Below are 17,631 nucleotides of genomic sequence, written 5' to 3' on the forward strand. Positions count from 1 at the left end.
AATATCCTTTCCGGAGAGTCATTTATGTCTTTATCCAAAGATAATATATGGAAGTTGTTGGCCCCATTAGTGGTGATGGGCGTCATGTTGCTAATTCCTGTTCCAGATGGTATGCCGCCGCAGGCCTGGCACTATTTTGCGGTTTTCGTCGCGATGATTGTCGGTATGATCCTGGAGCCGATCCCGGCGACAGCGATCAGTTTTATCGCCGTAACCATTTGCGTTATCGGCAGCAATTACCTGCTATTTGACGCTTCAGAACTGGCCGATCCGGCGTTTAAAGCCAGTAAACAGGCGCTGAAATGGGGGCTTGCCGGTTTCTCCAGCACCACGGTCTGGCTGGTTTTCGGCGCGTTTATTTTCGCGCTGGGCTACGAAGTGACCGGGCTGGGGCGCCGCATTGCGCTGTTTCTGGTAAAATTCATGGGTAAACGCACGCTGACGCTCGGCTATGCGATTGTCATTATCGATATTTTGCTGGCGCCGTTTACTCCCTCCAATACGGCTCGTACCGGCGGGACTGTCTTCCCGGTCATCAAGAACCTGCCGCCGCTGTTTAAATCGTTTCCAAACGATCCTTCCGCACGCCGCATCGGCGGTTATTTGATGTGGATGATGGTGATCAGTACCAGCCTGAGCTCTTCGATGTTTGTCACTGGCGCGGCGCCAAACGTGTTAGGTCTGGAGTTCGTCAGCAAGATCGCCGGCGTCCAGATTAGCTGGCTGCAGTGGTTTCTCAGCTTTCTGCCGGTAGGGATTATTTTACTGATCGTTGCGCCGTGGCTCTCCTATGTACTTTATAAACCTGAAGTGACCCACAGTGCGGAAGTCGCGGCCTGGGCTGGCGGCGAGTTAAAAAACATGGGGCGTCTGTCCCGCAAAGAGTGGACGCTGATTGGCCTGGTGCTGCTTAGCTTAGGATTGTGGGTTTTTGGTGGAAAAATCATCAACGCCACTGCCGTGGGTCTGCTGGCCGTCTCGCTGATGCTGGCGCTGCATGTTGTGCCGTGGAAAGACATTACGCGCTACAACAGCGCCTGGAACACCCTGGTGAACCTCGCTACGCTGGTGGTCATGGCCAATGGCTTAACCCGCTCCGGCTTTATTGACTGGTTCGCCAATACCATGAGTACGCATCTGGAAGGTTTCTCGCCGGATGCAACCGTCATTGTACTGGTACTGGTACTGGTACTGGTACTGGTACTGGTACTGGTACTGGTACTGGTATTCTATTTCGCGCACTATTTGTTCGCCAGTCTTTCCGCTCACACCGCGACCATGCTGCCGGTCATTCTGGCGGTGGGTAAAGGCATTCCGGGCGTTCCGATGGAACAACTGTGTATTCTGCTGGTGCTGTCTATCGGTATCATGGGCTGTCTGACGCCGTATGCCACCGGCCCTGGTGTGATTATCTACGGCTGCGGTTACGTGAAATCCAGAGACTACTGGCGGCTTGGCGCAATCTTTGGCGTTATCTATATCGCGATGCTGTTGCTGGTGGGCTGGCCGATTCTGGCAATGTGGAATTAAACATTACGCCAACGTAGGTTAAAAATGATGCCGTTCAGGTTCACCTGAGCGGCATTTTTTATGATTAAATGAGTAACATTCATAATGTCTATAAATTATCGAATTCATCATGAACACAATATGGCATTACAGTCCGCTGCTGGCTGTCCTCTTAACCCCGATTTTTGCCGCCAACGCCGACGAACTTCAGGCGCAACAGTACGGTGATTTCACTGACTATGTGCTGGCGCTTTCCTGGCAAACCGGTTTTTGTCAAAGCCAGCATGAACGCCGCCATCGGGAACCCGATGAGTGCCGTCTGCAAAAAGAGCCAGCCAACAAAGCAGACTTTCTGACCGTCCACGGCCTGTGGCCAGGATTACCCAAATCTATCGCCGCACGCGGTGTTGACCAGAGACGCTGGCAGCGCTTTGGTTGTGCGACGCGGCCAATCCCGAATCTGCCTGAAGTCAAGGCCAGCCGGAAATGCTCCGCCCCCGCCCCCGGACTTTCGCCTGACATCGCGACAGCGCTTAAGGAAGTGATGCCCGGCGCGGGGGGGAATTCCTGTCTGGAGCGCTACGAATATGCCAAACATGGCGCCTGTTTCGGGTTTGATCCCAATGCCTATTTCGGCACCATGATACGGCTGGATAAGGCGATAAAAGACAGCGCGCTGGGGCAGTTTCTGGCGGATAATTACGGCAAGACCGTTAGCCGCGCTGAGTTTGATAGCGTCGTCGCACAAACGTGGGGCCAGGATAATGTCAAAGCCGTTAAAGTAAACTGCCATGGCAATCCCGCCTATTTAACAGAGATTCAGTTTTCATTAAAGGCGTCGATGATTAACGCCCCGCTCTCCTCTGCCTCATTCCAGCCGCAGCCGCATCCCGGCAACTGCGGGAAACAGTTTATTATCGATAAAGCCGGTTATTGACGAAGCAGAGGTTTAAAACCGTAGCTACATTTGAGAACACGCCCGAATGTAGACTAAAATTCACTCAGGGCTATGACGTTTGAGGATTTACCCGAATGTGAACTAAATCACTTCAAAGACGGGGTAAGTCTCAGTATCATCATGAGAGTTAAACCCTCGCCGCCAGACGGTGAGGGTTTTCTTTTGGGACCATTTACCTGCACTACTCGCAGTATCGATGACATGGAGTAAGAAATGTCCAGACCCACTATTATCATTAACGACCTTGACGCCGAACGTATTGATCGTCTTCTGGAACAGCCTGCGTATGCGGATCTGCCGATTGCCGACGCGCTCAACGCCGAACTGGATCGCGCTCAAATGTGTTCCCCACAAGAGATGCCGAACGATGTCGTCACCATGAACAGCCGCGTTAAATTCCGCAATTTGAGCGATGGTGAAACACGCGTGCGGACGCTGGTGTACCCCGCCAATATGACGGACAGCAGTACCCAGCTTTCGGTAATGGCGCCCGTCGGCGCGGCGTTGCTGGGACTGCGCGTCGGCGACACCATTCACTGGGAACTGCCGGGCGGCGCCTCCACCCATCTCGAAGTGCTGGAACTCGAATATCAGCCTGAAGCCGCGGGCGACTTCCTGCGTTAAACCATCTGCATAAGCGTTAATGCGTTTACACAGAGGATGCCTGCGCATCCTCTTTCCGTTAGCTCTTTCATTTCTGCCTGCTTCAGACAACGCCGCCTGGCATCGGGTTGATTACTCCCGTCGCCTGTTTCTGCGCCGCTTGTGCCGACATCGCTCCCGGCACCAGGATAACCTTCCGGCACTCTTCTTCGCGTTTTTCGAAAATTTCGTAGCCGCGCGCCGCCTCTTCAAACGGCATATAGTGCGTGACAATCTCCTCCGGCTTCAGCAACCCTTTTTCAATAAGCGGTAATAATTCCCCCAGCCACGCGTGAACATGGGTTTGACCCATTTTAAAAGTTAGCCCCTTATCAAAGGCGTCGCCGAATAAAAAGCTGTGAATAAAACCGGCATACACGCCGGGCACGCTGACCACGCCGCCGCGTCTGACCGCCGCGATACATTGTCGCAGCGCTTTGCCGCTGCTGCCTTCCAGTTTAAGGTTCGTCAGCACCGTCTCCGTCATGCTGCCTTTCGCTTCAAAGCCTACGGCATCAATTACCGCGTCCACGCCGCGGTGTCCTGCCGTCTGCTCGATGATTTTTTCCGCCGGATCGTTCTCATCATCGAAGTTGATCGGTATCGCGCCGTAACGTTCTTCGGCGAAACGCAGGCGCCAGGCGTGGTGATCAACGACGAAGATCTGCTCCGCGCCCAGCAGTCGCGCACAGGCGATAGTCAGTAATCCTACCGGCCCTGCGCCAAAAACCGCCACGCTGGAACCTTGCTGAATCTGGGCATTTTTTGCCGCCTGCCAGGCGGTAGGCAAAATATCAGAAAGAAACAGCGCTTTATCGTCAGATAACAGCGGCGGCACCTTAAATGGACCGACATTACCTTTTGGCACGCGAACATATTCGGCCTGTCCGCCGGGAACGCCGCCATACAGATGGCTATAACCAAACAGCGCCGCCGGCGGCGGGATCTGTTTTTATTCATCGCCGCGCCGTGTCCGTCGTTAGTGTTTTCACACGCTGAATATTGCTGTAGTCGACAGAAAAAGCAGTCGCCACAAGCAATGACGAACGGGATAACAACCCGATCCCCTTTCCGAATATTCTTCACATCATGTCCGGTTTCCACCACCTCGCCCATAAATTCATGGCCGAAAATATCACCATGTTTTACCTGTGGGATCTTGCCGCGATAGAGATGCAAATCAGATCCGCAAATCGCGGTGGCGGTAACACGCAAAATGATATCGTCAGGCTGCTCAATGCCGGGATCGGGTACGTTTTCAACCTTTACGTGATGTGGACCGTGATACGTCAATGCTTTCATGCAGCCTCCGGGGTAACGGTGAATGTTGCGTTCGACTATAAAAGGGTAGCTATCCCGGAGAGACTGCCGGAAAAACAGGCGGCTTTAGGATTTTTCCTGGAAAATACACGACTTTTTTAACGTCAGGTTGTCGCAATATTTAAAATTGCCAGACAAATAGCAGAAAGAAACATTATTATATGCTTGAATAAATTCAGTATTGATTAACAGGGAGTAACGGGTATGTATAAGACAATCATTATGCCGGTTGATGTTTTTGAAATGGAACTTAGCGATAAAGCCATTCGCCACGCTGAGTTTCTGGCGCAACAGGATGGCGTCATTCATCTGTTGCATGTACTGCCTGGGTCCGCGAGCATGAGTCTGCACCGCTTTGCCGCCGACGTGCGTCGCTTTGAAGAACATTTACAGCATGAGGCGGAAACGCGTCTGCAAACGATGGTGGGACACTTCAGTATCGATCCTTCACGAATTAAAACGCATGTTCGCTTTGGTAGCGTGCGCGATGTCGTCAATGAGATGGGCGAAGAACTGGATGCGGATGTCGTGGTAATCGGTTCGCGTAATCCGTCTATCACGACACACCTGTTGGGGTCTAACGCCTCAAGCGTGGTGCGCCATGCGACGCTGCCAGTATTGGTTGTGCGTTAACCCTGGTGGCTAAAAACTGACACGCCCTGCCAGGTCACGCCTGGCAGGGCTTTTTACTGCATCATCGTTAGTACAAATGCCCGATATTCACAATAGTACTCACCGTGTCGCCAAAAAAGACCAGCCGACTCAGAAATACGCCAACGAATAACAAGACGAACAGGAGTTTCGGGCGCGAATCACCGTGACGGCTGGCGACAAAAGCGAGCGCAAGGCAAACCAGGCTTGCCAGATAAAACGGGGAAGCCAGCCATGAACGCGCCGTCATCTGCATGACCGTTCCCCCGCTTAACCACACCAGCGGCGCCGCGATAAGTACCGCGATACACACCACAATTCCCTGGCGTAACGCAGGAACGGCAGGCCTGAGTCTTAACAGCGGAATCGCCGCGCAACCCATGACCCATACCGTAATAAAAAATAACAGCATGGTAAATCCATTAGCGATAGCTACCATCGCTGGCGCGGCGTAGGTCATCCCCTGCACCGCCACCAGTAACACGCCGAACACGGAGGCGATAAGAGCCATCGCTTTATGTCCCTTTGCCAGGAACGTTACGCCGACCGCTGCGCCAAACAACGTGGCGCCAAGGATTTCCCGACTTAACCAGGCATGTCGCAGGTTAATCAGCGCATTATAAGCGCGATCGGGATGCGCCAGATGCAGAATCGCGGCAATAGACGCCAATGCCAGCACCAGCCCGGTGGCCAACCAATAGAAACGCTGGCCTTCCACTTCACCACGCAGCGTACGCCATGTCAGTACCAAAGCCATCCCGACAGACATCTGGCTTAATACCGTAAAAAACACCAGCGGCAGTTCATATTTTTCCATTACTTGTCCTCCGGCTGCTTAGGCTGGCGCGCCAGAATAAAGCGCGTTCCTGGATTGAGCTGTGGCATATGCGGGAACCCTGGCGGATACTGCACCGCATTATCGGGCACAGGATCGGCATCCAAATCGATAATCGACAAGGCGCCCACCGGACAGGCGTTCACGCACGCCGGATTCATACCGATATCAAGACGCTCGTAGCACATACTGCATTTTTCCGCTTTACGCGTCTCTTCATTAAAACGCGGCGCGCCATAAGGACAGTTACGAATACAGTTTTTACAGCCGATGCAGCGCTCAGGGTTATGCACCACCACGCCATCTTCACGTTTGGTATAGGCTTCGACCGGACAGGCGGCGACGCAGGCCGGATGTTCGCAGTGGTTACAGGCCAGCGAGTAAAACGCCCGCTCTTCATGTGGATAGATGTCTTTATCCAACGGATAAACGTAGCGCCAGAAGCGATCCGGCTCCAGTTGGTTAAAGCTTTTACACGCCATAGCACAGCCGCGGCAGCCGATGCACTTATCGCTATTCACTAAAAACGCACGTCTCATGCTACGGATTCCCCTTTACCGATCAATACAACGTCAGCAAACTGACTGTGGATAGCGGCGCCCGGCGCGCCAGTTTTCATCAGCCCCATATCAGCAGGCGTATCGGCCACGACGTTTTGCACGTTGTACTGCCGTTTCGGGAACCACGCTTCATACATCACCAGAAAATCTTCCGGCACGTTAGTGGTGACTTTTGCCCGCAGTTCCACCTCGCCAATGTTGTTGAAAACTTTGACCCGGTCATTTTCGCTAATGCCTTTTTTCTTCGCGGAAGAAGGATGGATATAAACAAACGGTTCCGGATAGAACACCTGCATCCAGTCCAGGTTGATAAACTGCGAGTGCAGGCCAAACTGCACGTGCGGCGTAAACAGATGGAAAGGCAGTTTGCTCTCGGCTTCCGGTTTGTATTCCGGCAGCGCGGTGTGGCCGTTTTTCTCCGCCAGTTCAGATTTAAATTCATACTTGCCTGACGGCGTTTTGAACTTGCGATCGTACCAGGCGGCAGAGCTTGGCAGGATCGCTTTTTTTGGCCCGTCCAGCAGATCGTCCCAGGAAGAGATGCCGAACATTTTCGCCATACCGTCGTTGAACTCCTGATCCAGCCAGCGCTTGTGATCGAACTCTTGCGGGAAGGTACAGGAACCCGGCGCCATCTTATTAATGGTGCGCGACAGCATGGTAGCGATTTCAAGGTCGCATTTTGCTTCATACATCGGCTTAATCGCCGGCTGATTAATGGAAAGCCAGTAGTGCCAGTAAGAAGCATCCACGTTCCACTCTTCAAACGCGGTGGTAACGGGCAGCACGATATCAGCGTGTTGCACCGTTTCGTTGAAGAACTGATCGGCGCAGACCACCATTTCCAGTTTTTCAAACGCTTTTTTCATCTTGCTGCGATCGAAATCCTGGGCAAACGGGTTTTTACAGGCGACCCACAGCATACGAACCGGCGGATCGTTGGCCTCCAGAATCCCCTGCGCCGTCTGGTTAATATTCAGAGAGCGATCGGAGTACTGCACGGCGTCGCTGCCAGCGGCAGCCCCGAATTCACTGGTGGTGCCCGCCGCTCCCGGTATGCCAATAGCGCCCACCGGCGGCTTCTGCAGCATGGCGTTATAGTTAAAGCCCCAGGTATGCAGATGGCCATAACGCGCGCCGCCGCCTTCGACACCGATGTTGCCGGACATAGCGACAAAGGCATCGATAGCGCGAACGTTGGCGCCGCCGTTGACATGACGCTGCATCCCGTAACCAATCCAGGCCGTGGCCGGGTTAACCGCCGTAAACTCTTCCGCCAGTTGACGAATCACCTGTGCCGACAACCCGCAGATTTCTGCCGCCCACTCCACGGTTACATGGTTACGCAGATAGGCTTCAAATTCCGGATAGCCATGAGCGTCGTTGTTGACAAAATCCTGATCCACCAGGCCCTTATCCACCAGATGGCGCGCCATCCCCAGCGCCAGCGCGCCGTCTGAGCCAGGCCGTACGCGCAGGTAGAGATCGGCTTTGGCGGCAGTCTGCGACAGCAGCGGGTCGATAACCACGACCTTCGCCCCTTTCTCGCGCGCCTGATAGATATATTTCATGGAGTGCATTGAGCACCAGGCTGGGTTCGCGCCCCAGATAATGATGTATTTTGCTTTCACCATATCTTCCGGGTCGTTACACCACATGTCGCCCATGTCGTAGTTTTGCGCGTCAATACCGGCAGGCCAGCACGGCGTACCGGCAAAACGGGTGGTATAGCCAAGCGAGGACATCATCCCTTCAACGGCATAGTTCAGCACGCCAAACTTACCGGAATATTTGGTCAGCGCCAGACCGAGCATAGAACTGTCTTTTTTCTTAATCTCCAGCATTTTGGCGGCAATACGCTGCATCGCCTCTTCCCATGAGATGCGACGCCAGTTGCCGCTACCGCGAACGTCCTGCGCCATGGGATATTTAATACGATCGGGACTATAAACCCGGCGCGGATAGCTCAACCCTTTGACGCAAGGCGTACCGTGAGTAAATGTTGATTCCGGCGCACCTTCCACGAAAGTAATGACCCCGTCCTTTACCCACGTCTTGAGGCTACAGGTGTCATAGCAGTTACGCGGACACGCGTTACGATAAATTTTGTACGTTTTAGGGTTAAAGGGAACAGGCGGCTGCGCAAGCGCGCATCGGGAGGTCAGTAATCCTCCGGGTAAAGCCGCAACGGCGCCCAGCGCCACTATCCCCTTTAAAAAAGAACGTCTGTTCAGATGTCCCGTCTCATTACTCATATTGATACTCTCGTTTTAATTCATCAAACCAATAAAATAAGATGTCCGCCACCGTATATAACGTGGTCGTTTGTGCATGAGTTTTTATTTTTTCGATATATAATGGCACCCACTTTGTTAAATAGTTATTGATATATTGAGTGAGGGTAGAGCGGTATTGTGACGTTTGCCGGGTATTAGCCAGTAATAGTGTGGTCAATTCCAGCACGCAGGAAATATGATCGTCAGGAATATTGCTTTCCTGATTAGCCGATAATCCCAACGCTGCCATAAAATCCCGTATCTCCAGCGTCGCCTTTCCCATCACCAGCGCATCCTCTTCCAGATACACTGAAGCGAAAGGCGCAGCCAGCAGCTTGCCAGGGCCGACGAATAGCGCATTAAAGTCATACTCCGCTTCCAGCCACGCCCGGTCGGTAAGGTTTACCGCAGCAGATGGATTTAATCTCACGTAGGCAGATTTCAGTGAATGACTATCATGAGAATTAAAAAAATCACGCAATGTAAGCCCTGTTTTTTCTAATTCCGTCAGTGATTCATAGATTGAATCCATGAATAAATAACCTCACATACAAATGCAATATAAATCAAGAAAAAAGAATGGGCATGTTAACGGAAGCGCTTAATCTTTCTTTGATAAAAAAACAGAAAAATTCCAGTTAAATCCGTAGAAGACTTTTTTATTGTTTCAAAGTTTAAAAACAGAAGACCGTTGAAATAAAAAACCGTCTGTTATTAACAGACGGTTTCAGAGTATTGATAATGAAGAACGTGTTTTACCCAGTGGCGTTCCCCAGGCATAAACGCCGCAGGCCCGAATAGCTTACACTATCGGGCCATTTACGATGGCCAGTTAACTGGCCTTGCAGGTGTGCTTACTTCTTTTTATGCGATTTTGGTGCGAATCAGATAATCAAAGGCGCTCAACGAGGCTTTCGCCCCTTCGCCGGTGGCGATGATAATCTGTTTGTAAGGAACGGTGGTACAATCGCCTGCGGCGAAGACGCCCTTAACGCTGGTTTCACATTTGGCGTCAATAATGATCTCGCCCATGCGGTTACGCTCAAGCGCGCCTTCCAGCCAGTGGGTATTCGGCAACAGACCAATCTGCACAAAAATCCCTGCCAGCGCGACGCTATGAATATCGCCGCTGACACGGTCACGATACTCCAGTCCCACCACTTTCGAACCGTCGCCCTTCACTTCTGTCGTTTGCGCATTCAAAATGATATCGACATTTTTCAGACTACGCACTTTGTCCTGTAGCACCTGATCCGCCTTCATCTCCGGCGCGAACTCCAGCAACGTAACATGTTCTACAATACCTGCCAGATCGATAGCCGCTTCAACGCCGGAGTTGCCGCCGCCGATGACCGCCACACGCTTCCCTTTAAATAACGGACCGTCGCAGTGCGGGCAATAGGTGACGCCTTTGGTGCGATACTGATCCTCGCCCGGCACATTCATATTGCGCCATTTCGCGCCGGTGGCGATGATGATACTGCGCGCTTTCAATACTGCGCCGGACGCCGTTTCAATCTGATGCAGGCCACCTTCTGTCGCGGCCGGAACCAGTTTACTTGCGCTCTGGCTGTCGATAACGTCAACGTCGTAATCGCTGACATGCGCTTTCAGCGCGCCCGCCAGTTTCTGGCCTTCGGTTTTCGGCACCGAGATATAGTTTTCGATATCCACGGTATCCAGCACCTGACCGCCGAAGCGCTCGCCCATCAGACCGGTACGGATGCCTTTGCGCGCCGAGTAGACCGCCGCCGCCGCGCCCGCCGGGCCGGAGCCGACAATCAGCACGTCATACGCATCGCGTTTGTTCAGCGCTTCCGCCGCGCGTTTTTCTGCGCCAGTATCCACTTTAGCGACAATCTCGGTCAGAGTCATACGTCCCTGGCCGAACTCTTTACCGTTGACAAACACCGCCGGAACGCCCATCACGTTACGTTCGGTGATTTCGTTCTGGAAGGTGCCGCCATCAATTGCCGTATGTTTAATACGCGGGTTCAGCACCGCCATCAGGTTCAGCGCCTGCACTACGTCCGGGCAGTTATGACAGGAGAGTGAATAATAAGTTTCGAATTCAAAATCACCGTCAATATCGCGAATCTGCTTCAGCAGCGACTGCGCTTCTTTTGACGGATGACCGCCGGTCCACAGCAGCGCCAAAACCAGCGAGGTAAATTCGTGGCCCAGCGGAGAACCGGCAAAGCGCGGCCCTTGCTGAGAACCCGGATTCGTAATCAGGAAAGACGGCTTGCGCACCGGCAGAGTATTGTCTTCTTTAAACGTGACTTTGTCGGACAGCTCGGCGATTTCAGCCAGCAGTTCCTTGATTTCCGCCGATTTAGCGCTGTCATCCAGCGTGGCAATCAGCTCAACAGGTTTGGTCAGTTTCTCAAGGTAAGCCCTGAGCTGGGTTTTCATATTTGTGTCGAGCATTCTTCTTCCCTCTCTGAAAACATCATCATGCAAGCCGACTTCGCGGGACTGCATTAATGCAACTTGCGTCATGGTGCTGAAATGAAATGGGCGCGGGTGCGCCCATGACTGAAACAATTTCCAAAGTATTTCACGTCAGAGTAAGGCGGCTAGCCTGAGAATCCCCGGGAGCTTACTGAAGTAAGTGACCGGGGTGAGCAGGCGACGCCAACGCAGCTATGGCGTGAAAGACGACGGAAATTTAGATTTTACCGACCAGGTCTAAAGATGGAGCCAGAGTCGCTTCACCTTCTTTCCATTTCGCCGGGCATACTTCGCCTGGGTGAGCGGCAACATACTGTGCTGCTTTAATTTTACGCAGCAGGTCAGACGCGTCACGGCCGATACCTTCAGCGGTAACTTCGATCGCCTGGATGATACCCTGCGGGTCAACAACAAAGGTCGCACGGTCTGCCAGACCTTCATCTTCACGCATGTTGTCGAAGTTACGGGTCAGGGCGCCAGTCGGGTCGCCGATCATCGCATATTTGATTTTTGCGATAGTTTCAGAGCTGCTGTGCCATGCTTTGTGCGTGAAGTGAGTATCGGTTGAGACGGAATAAACGTCTACGCCCAGCTTCTGCAGTTCTTCGTAATGGTCGGCAACGTCACCCAGTTCAGTCGGGCAAACAAAGGTAAAATCGGCTGGGTAGAAGAAGAAGACGCTCCAGCGGCCTTCGGTATCTTTCTCGGTGACTTCAATGAATTCACCGTTTTTGAACGCCTGGTTTTTGAAAGGTTTGATTTTGGTGTTAATTAAGGACATCTATACTTCCTCCGTGTTTTCGTTGAGGAGTAAGTTAACGAAATTTTGCTGATTCGGCTAATGCGTTTCCATTATCAAATCAATAAGCGTTAACTAACAACCCGATTCGGGCGACATTGTGAACACTGCGCCCTGTCAGCCATCTAAAGTAAAAAGGCCGCCTGACAGGCGGCCCCATTACCTGAACTACCCGTAGGTAACTTCAGAGCCAGTACGACTCGTCTTGCAAATGGCAGGCGTATTGCCTGCCACTCGAAATCCATAGCGTATATGCTGGCTAAGTGTTGCGCTCTACATTACCTTAACAAAGGCTGTAACAGCGAAAAGGATTACATCACCCCAGCATAGAAAGGGCAATCCTGGCACGCCAGCTCTTACCTATGTCTGCGATAGGCATCATCATTAATACTCTTTTCGCTTTGATATTAAAAGGAAAAAATATGATTAAACGTACATTGCTGCTTGCTATGCTGCCCATTCTCGCCCACGCGGAAGAACTGCCTGCGCCGGTTAAAGCCATCGAAAAACAGGGTATAACTATCCTGAAATCCTTCGAGGCGCCGGGGGGCATGAAGGGCTATCTCGGAAAGTATCAGGATATGGGCGTCACGATTTATCTGACGCCGGACGGTAAACACGCGATTTCCGGCTATATGTATAATGAAAAAGGTGAAAATCTTAGCAACGCCCTGATAGAAAAAGAGATCTATGCGCCAGCCGGACGTGAAATGTGGCAGAAAATGGAAAAAGCGTCATGGATACTCGACGGTAAAAAAGACGCGCCGGTGGTGCTGTATGTCTTTGCCGATCCTTTCTGCCCCTATTGTAAGCAGTTTTGGCAACAAGCTCGTCCGTGGGTCGAATCCGGCAAGGTACAATTACGCACATTACTGGTCGGCGTGATTAAACCGGAAAGCCCGGCCACAGCCGCAGCGATTTTAGCCGCGAAAGACCCGGCGAAAACCTGGCATGACTATGAAGCCTCCGCAGGAAAGATGAAGCTGGAGGTTCCTGCGTCCATCCCCCCGGCGCAGATGAAAGTCATTAATCAGAATCAGCAGTTAATGGACGATCTTGGCGCTAACGCGACGCCAGCAATTTATTACATGAATAAAGATAAGATTTTGCAACAGGTTGTTGGTTTACCGGAAAAAGCGCAACTGGACGCCATGATGGGGCAGCCTTAACGCAGAAATTAGCAAGGCAGAAGCTTAACCGTACCCCGCCCGATAGCGCTGCGTTTGTCGGGCCAACCTCCTCCCGGTATTAACGCGACGCCAGACCAAAATGTCATCCGGCACAGCCTTTTTAGGCTAACGGCGTGATTATATCAGGGTACGTTATGTCCGCCTTTACCGTAATTATTTACTCGCTAAAATATTCATAACTGTGGTATTTTAGTTTAAATAAACTCTACATTAAGTTTAATAAACATAATTCTGGTAAATTATTGAGATTAAGTCATAATCATGGAAGATACAATGATAATGCCGGGAAGATACTATGGCTAACCTTTACGACCTTAAAAAATTTGATCTTAACCTGTTGGTTATATTTGAATGTATTTATCAACATTTAAGCATTAGCAAAGCAGCGGAAACACTCTATATTACACCTTCTGCCGTCAGTCAGTCATTGCAACGCCTGCGCACGCAATTCAATGATCCTCTATTTATTCGCTCAGGCAAAGGAATTACGCCTACCGTAACAGGCATTAATTTACATTATCATTTAGAAAATAACCTTAACAGCCTGGAACAAACTATTAATATAATGAATCAGTCCAGTCTGAAGAAAAAATTTATTATCTACAGCCCACAGATGTTGATCACCCAATATGCGATGAAATTAGTTAAATATATCCGCAAAGATCCACAGGTTGAAATTGAACATCACGACATTTTGACCACTGACGAACTGCCTGAAGATCTGCTTGCCTACCGCAAAGCAGATGTTGTGGTTTCAATGGCCCCACTTAATAATCGTTCTATTGTTTGTACTCACTTTAATAGGCTAGAATGTATCCTGGTTTGCAGTGAAAATCATCCCCGACTAGGCGACACCGCCACTATCGATGAAATTCTACAAGAGTCATTTACGCAACTCGTCTCCCGAGCAACCGGTATGAAAGAGTATCATTCACTTATAGATGATGTGCTGGGGGAGAGAATAATTGGTTTAAGAAGCAAATCGGTGATGACTATCGCCAACTCCATCAGCTCCACGGAGCTTATTGGTTTTTTACCACAAACATTTGTTGACTATTACTCTTCCTCTATCAAACTTAAAAAAGTCGCCACACCTTTTACCACTGCTCCTATACAATTCTATCTTATGTACAATAGAGCTTCGCTGAATAATAGCGGATTTGCTGAGCTCATTGAGCACATCACAAAAAAGCGTTAATAAGGAGATCAGAGAACGAGTAATAATATAAATTAAGTGTATACATTCGTAGAATGTATTTACTTAGAGAATATAATAAGACATTGCAAGTTCATATAATCAGATTATCCTTTATGTTAATTATTGCGAATATATTGTAGTTAACACATTGGAGACTATCCAGAGATGTCGGTTTATAAAGTTCCGCTTGAGCAAAATGTTCTGGAAGCGGCTCAAGAGCGTATAACATGGCCCCTGGAAACTTTACCCCGGGTCTGCGTCTCATTTTCTGGTGGTAAAGATTCAGGACTTATGCTGCACCTGACGGCAACGTTGGCGCGCAAAATGAATAAAAAGATCCACGTTCTTTTCATTGACTGGGAAGCGCAATTCTCCTGTACTATCGCTTATATTGAATCGTTACGTGAATACTACGCGGACGTTATTGAGCGTTTTTATTGGGTCGCATTACCCTTAACCACACAAAATTCCCTTTCACAATACCAGCCGGAGTGGCAGTGTTGGCAGCCGGGAACCGACTGGGTACGACAACCGCCAGAAGATGCGATTACCGATCCGGCCTTTTTTTCCTTTTATCAACACGGCATGACTTTTGAACAGTTCGTTCGCGATTTTGCCGACTGGTCTTCAGAAAAGCGCCCTGCCGCTATGCTGGTCGGTATTCGTTCCGACGAATCCTATAACCGGTTTGTCGCTATCGCTAACTCGCATAAGCTGCGCTTTGCCGACGATAAGCCCTGGACCACGTTGGCCCCCAAGGGGCACACCTGGTATATCTACCCCATCTATGACTGGAAAACCGCAGATATCTGGACCTGGTTCGCCAAAACAGGTAAATCATGTAACCCCTTGTATAATTTGATGTATCAGGCTGGCGTACCGGTCCGTTACATGCGTATTTGCGAACCATTCGGCCCGGAACAACGGCAGGGGTTATGGCTGTATCATGTTATCGAACCTGAGCGCTGGGCGGCCATGTGCGCCAGAGTCAGCGGCGTACTCAGCGGAGGAATATACGCCGGGCAGGACAGCCATTTTTACGGCCACCGGAAAATTTTAAAACCCGATCACCTTAACTGGGAAGAGTACGCGCTGCTCCTGCTACACAGTATGCCTGAAGTCACTGCCGAACATTACCGTAATAAAATCGCCGTTTATTTGCAGTGGTATAAGAAAAAAGGCATGAACACCATTCCACAGACGCAGCAGGGCGATATCGGATCGCGGGATATTCCGTCATGGCGACGGATCTGCAAAGTATTACTGAACAATGATTACTGGTGCCGGGCGCTGTCATTCAGTCCGACAAAACCTAAGAGTTACCAGCGTTATAACGAACGCATGAAAGCTAAACGCCAGGAATGGGGGATCTTATGCAACACCGACTCACAACCGAAATAACTCACTTTCTCTCTGGACTGCCTGAAGAGGAAAGGATCGCCGCCATTAATGAATTTAGAATGGCGATACATAACGTTAGTCCTTTTCGCGATGAGCCTGTCGATTGTGTCCTGTGGGTGAAAAACGATCATATTTCGCCTAATGACTACAACCCGAATAACGTTGCGCCGCCGGAGAAAAAATTGCTGCTTAAATCAATTGAAAAAGATGGGTTTACTCAGCCGATTGTGGTGGTAAAGGCCAATACGGAGGAATACGAGATTGTAGACGGCTTTCACCGTCATGAGTTGGGCAAAGGAAAAGCGGTCCTGAAAAGGCGCCTGAAAGGTTATCTGCCGGTAGCGTGTCTGGACAGAGAACGTCACGAACGGATGGCGGCAACCATCCGGCATAACCGCGCGCGCGGACGCCACCAGATCCACGCCATGTCCGAAATCGTACGCGAACTTTCTCAGCTAGGCTGGGACGAGAGCAAAATCGGACAGGAGTTAGGTATGGACGCCGATGAAGTCCTGCGCCTGAAACAGATCAACGGACTGCAGGAACTTTTTGCAGACCGTCGATTCTCCAGAGCGTGGACGGTTAAATAACTACAGTTTACACAGGCGCTCTGCGGCGGCCAGCAGCGTTGATTCCTGTTTAGCGAAACATAAACGTATAAGCTGATGCGGGAAAGGGGCGGCGCAAAAGACAGAGAGCGGAATAGCGGCGACACCGACTTCTTCGGTTAGCCACTGGCAAAACTCAACGTCATTTAGCGTCGACACTGCGCTGTAATCGATTAAAAGAAAATAGGTACCTTCACAGGGCAGTACTTTTAATCGGCTTTGCGCCAGCGCGTTAACCAGCACATCGCGTTTTTTCCGGTAAAAATCGGGTAACGCGCGATAGTGTTCCGGCGCGGCGCGCAGCATATCCGCCAGCGCCAGTTGCGCCGGCGTATTGACGCAAAACGTCAGGTACTGGTGAACTTTGCGTATTTCGGCGCTAATAGCCGCAGGCGCAACGCAGTAACCAATCTTCCATCCCGTCATATGAAAGGTTTTACCAAACGATGAAACGGCAACCGCCCGCTCTCGTAACTGAGGGTGCGCCAATACGCTGGCATGACCTTCGGCGGCAAAACAAATATGCTCGTACACTTCATCGCTTAATACATAAATTTCCCGCTCGCCGATAGCCTGCCACAGCGCCTCGATATCCGCCTGACGCCAGACGGTAGCGGTGGGATTATGCGGCGTATTGAGGATCACCAGCCGCGTGCGCTCGCTAAGCAACGCCGAAAACGCCTGCCAGTCGACGCGAAAATGCGGCGGTGTAAGCGCTATGCGTTTTAACACGCCGCCGGAAAGCGCCACGGCCGGGGCATAGCTGTCGTAACTGGGATCGAAACAGATAACCTCATCCCCTGCCCGCACCAGCGCGGTAATCGCCGCATACAGCGCTTCTGTCGCGCCCGCCGTGACGGTGATATCACTTACGTCATCGGGTCGATAACCATATATTTCCGCCGTTTTATCGGCAATGGCCTCCCTCAGCGCCTGCGCGCCCGTCATCGGCGCATATTGATTCGCGCCCTGCGCGACATGATAAGCCAACCGCTCGTGCAAATAACGAGGACCATCAAAATCAGGGAAGCCTTGCGATAAATTTATTGCCTGATGTTTCTGCGCCAGCGCGCTCATTTGCGTAAAAATCGTGGTACCAAGATTGGGCAATTTGCTTTTTGGAATCAGTGGGTTATTTCTCATTATCTTCATACCCGCCAGTGATGTGGTTGTTGACACACTATCACAGGGTGTTAGTATTTGGCAATCAAGACGTTTAGATGTCTAAAT

At 50.9% G+C, this 17,631-nt stretch carries 15 protein-coding genes and 1 pseudogene; 8 read left to right on the plus strand and 8 right to left on the minus strand.

Features of this window, described 5'->3' with window-relative positions:
- The first annotated feature begins 24 nt into the window (after positions 1-24).
- The 3 genes from J4685_RS10760 to rnk all read left to right on the plus strand — a co-directional run bounded on the left by J4685_RS10760 (position 25) and on the right by rnk (position 3,091).
- Complete coding sequence (locus J4685_RS10760; protein WP_000059033.1) at positions 25-1,530, plus strand: anion permease; 1,506 nt, start codon at positions 25-27, stop codon at positions 1,528-1,530.
- 109 nt (positions 1,531-1,639) lie between these two features.
- Positions 1,640-2,446, plus strand: a complete 807-nt coding sequence (gene rna / locus J4685_RS10765) for a ribonuclease I (RefSeq protein ID WP_001092588.1) — start codon at positions 1,640-1,642, stop codon at positions 2,444-2,446.
- A 234-nt stretch (positions 2,447-2,680) separates the two neighbouring features.
- Positions 2,681-3,091 (plus strand): nucleoside diphosphate kinase regulator, encoded by a 411-nt coding sequence (rnk, locus tag J4685_RS10770; RefSeq protein WP_000089748.1) that lies wholly within the window; start codon positions 2,681-2,683, stop codon positions 3,089-3,091.
- Between the two features lie 82 nt (positions 3,092-3,173).
- Here rnk and J4685_RS10775 read toward each other — a convergent pair.
- Positions 3,174-4,411, minus strand: a pseudogene (locus tag J4685_RS10775) (zinc-dependent alcohol dehydrogenase).
- Between the two features lie 222 nt (positions 4,412-4,633).
- Between J4685_RS10775 and uspG the strand changes: the two are divergent.
- Positions 4,634-5,062, plus strand: a complete 429-nt coding sequence (uspG, locus tag J4685_RS10780; protein WP_000278499.1) for a universal stress protein UspG — start codon at positions 4,634-4,636, stop codon at positions 5,060-5,062.
- A 67-nt stretch (positions 5,063-5,129) separates the two neighbouring features.
- Here the strand turns inward: uspG and J4685_RS10785 are convergent, their stop codons facing one another.
- From J4685_RS10785 to ahpC, 6 genes are all read right to left on the minus strand, one after another.
- The gene (locus tag J4685_RS10785; RefSeq protein ID WP_000417104.1) at positions 5,130-5,897 is read right to left on the minus strand and encodes a dimethyl sulfoxide reductase anchor subunit family protein; all 768 of its coding nucleotides are present in this window, start codon (positions 5,895-5,897) and stop codon (positions 5,130-5,132) included.
- Positions 5,897-6,454 (minus strand): 4Fe-4S dicluster domain-containing protein, encoded by a 558-nt coding sequence (locus J4685_RS10790; protein ID WP_001250381.1) that lies wholly within the window; start codon positions 6,452-6,454, stop codon positions 5,897-5,899. The genes J4685_RS10785 and J4685_RS10790 overlap by 1 nt, the downstream gene beginning before the upstream one ends.
- Complete coding sequence (locus tag J4685_RS10795) at positions 6,451-8,730, minus strand: molybdopterin-dependent oxidoreductase (RefSeq protein WP_000064326.1); 2,280 nt, start codon at positions 8,728-8,730, stop codon at positions 6,451-6,453. Before J4685_RS10795 ends, J4685_RS10790 begins: the two co-directional genes overlap by 4 nt.
- Positions 8,723-9,283: a molecular chaperone gene (locus J4685_RS10800; RefSeq protein WP_000377429.1), complete on the minus strand. Its 561-nt coding sequence runs from the start codon at positions 9,281-9,283 to the stop codon at positions 8,723-8,725. The genes J4685_RS10795 and J4685_RS10800 overlap by 8 nt, the downstream gene beginning before the upstream one ends.
- A gap of 332 nt (positions 9,284-9,615) precedes the next feature.
- Positions 9,616-11,181 (minus strand): alkyl hydroperoxide reductase subunit F, encoded by a 1,566-nt coding sequence (gene ahpF / locus J4685_RS10805; protein ID WP_000887650.1) that lies wholly within the window; start codon positions 11,179-11,181, stop codon positions 9,616-9,618.
- A gap of 241 nt (positions 11,182-11,422) precedes the next feature.
- A complete protein-coding gene (ahpC, locus tag J4685_RS10810; RefSeq protein WP_000052802.1) occupies positions 11,423-11,986 on the minus strand; it encodes an alkyl hydroperoxide reductase subunit C in 564 nt (187 codons plus the stop codon).
- 440 nt (positions 11,987-12,426) lie between these two features.
- Between ahpC and dsbG the strand changes: the two genes are divergently transcribed.
- The 4 genes from dsbG (at position 12,427) to J4685_RS10830 (ending at position 16,383) form a co-directional block, all read left to right on the plus strand.
- Entirely contained in the window at positions 12,427-13,173 is a 747-nt protein-coding gene (gene dsbG / locus J4685_RS10815) for a thiol:disulfide interchange protein DsbG (protein ID WP_000597122.1), read from the plus strand.
- Positions 13,174-13,489: 316 nt separating this feature from the next.
- The gene (gene citR, locus J4685_RS10820; RefSeq protein WP_000002504.1) at positions 13,490-14,392 is read left to right on the plus strand and encodes a DNA-binding transcriptional repressor CitR; all 903 of its coding nucleotides are present in this window, start codon (positions 13,490-13,492) and stop codon (positions 14,390-14,392) included.
- 165 nt (positions 14,393-14,557) lie between these two features.
- Complete coding sequence (locus J4685_RS10825) at positions 14,558-15,793, plus strand: phosphoadenosine phosphosulfate reductase (RefSeq protein WP_000118146.1); 1,236 nt, start codon at positions 14,558-14,560, stop codon at positions 15,791-15,793.
- Positions 15,766-16,383, plus strand: coding sequence for an IbrB-like domain-containing protein (locus J4685_RS10830; protein WP_001164759.1), 618 nt, complete (start codon positions 15,766-15,768; stop codon positions 16,381-16,383). Before J4685_RS10825 ends, J4685_RS10830 begins: the two co-directional genes overlap by 28 nt.
- On the opposite strand, the gene J4685_RS10835 is transcribed toward J4685_RS10830, so the two are convergent.
- Entirely contained in the window at positions 16,384-17,544 is a 1,161-nt protein-coding gene (locus J4685_RS10835) for a pyridoxal phosphate-dependent aminotransferase (protein WP_001245592.1), read from the minus strand. It lies immediately after the preceding gene.
- Positions 17,545-17,631 lie beyond the last annotated feature (87 nt).

Origin of the sequence: Salmonella sp. 32100201201700099SM (genome assembly GCF_017572645.1) — a bacterium.
Taxonomy (GTDB): domain Bacteria; phylum Pseudomonadota; class Gammaproteobacteria; order Enterobacterales; family Enterobacteriaceae; genus Salmonella; species Salmonella enterica.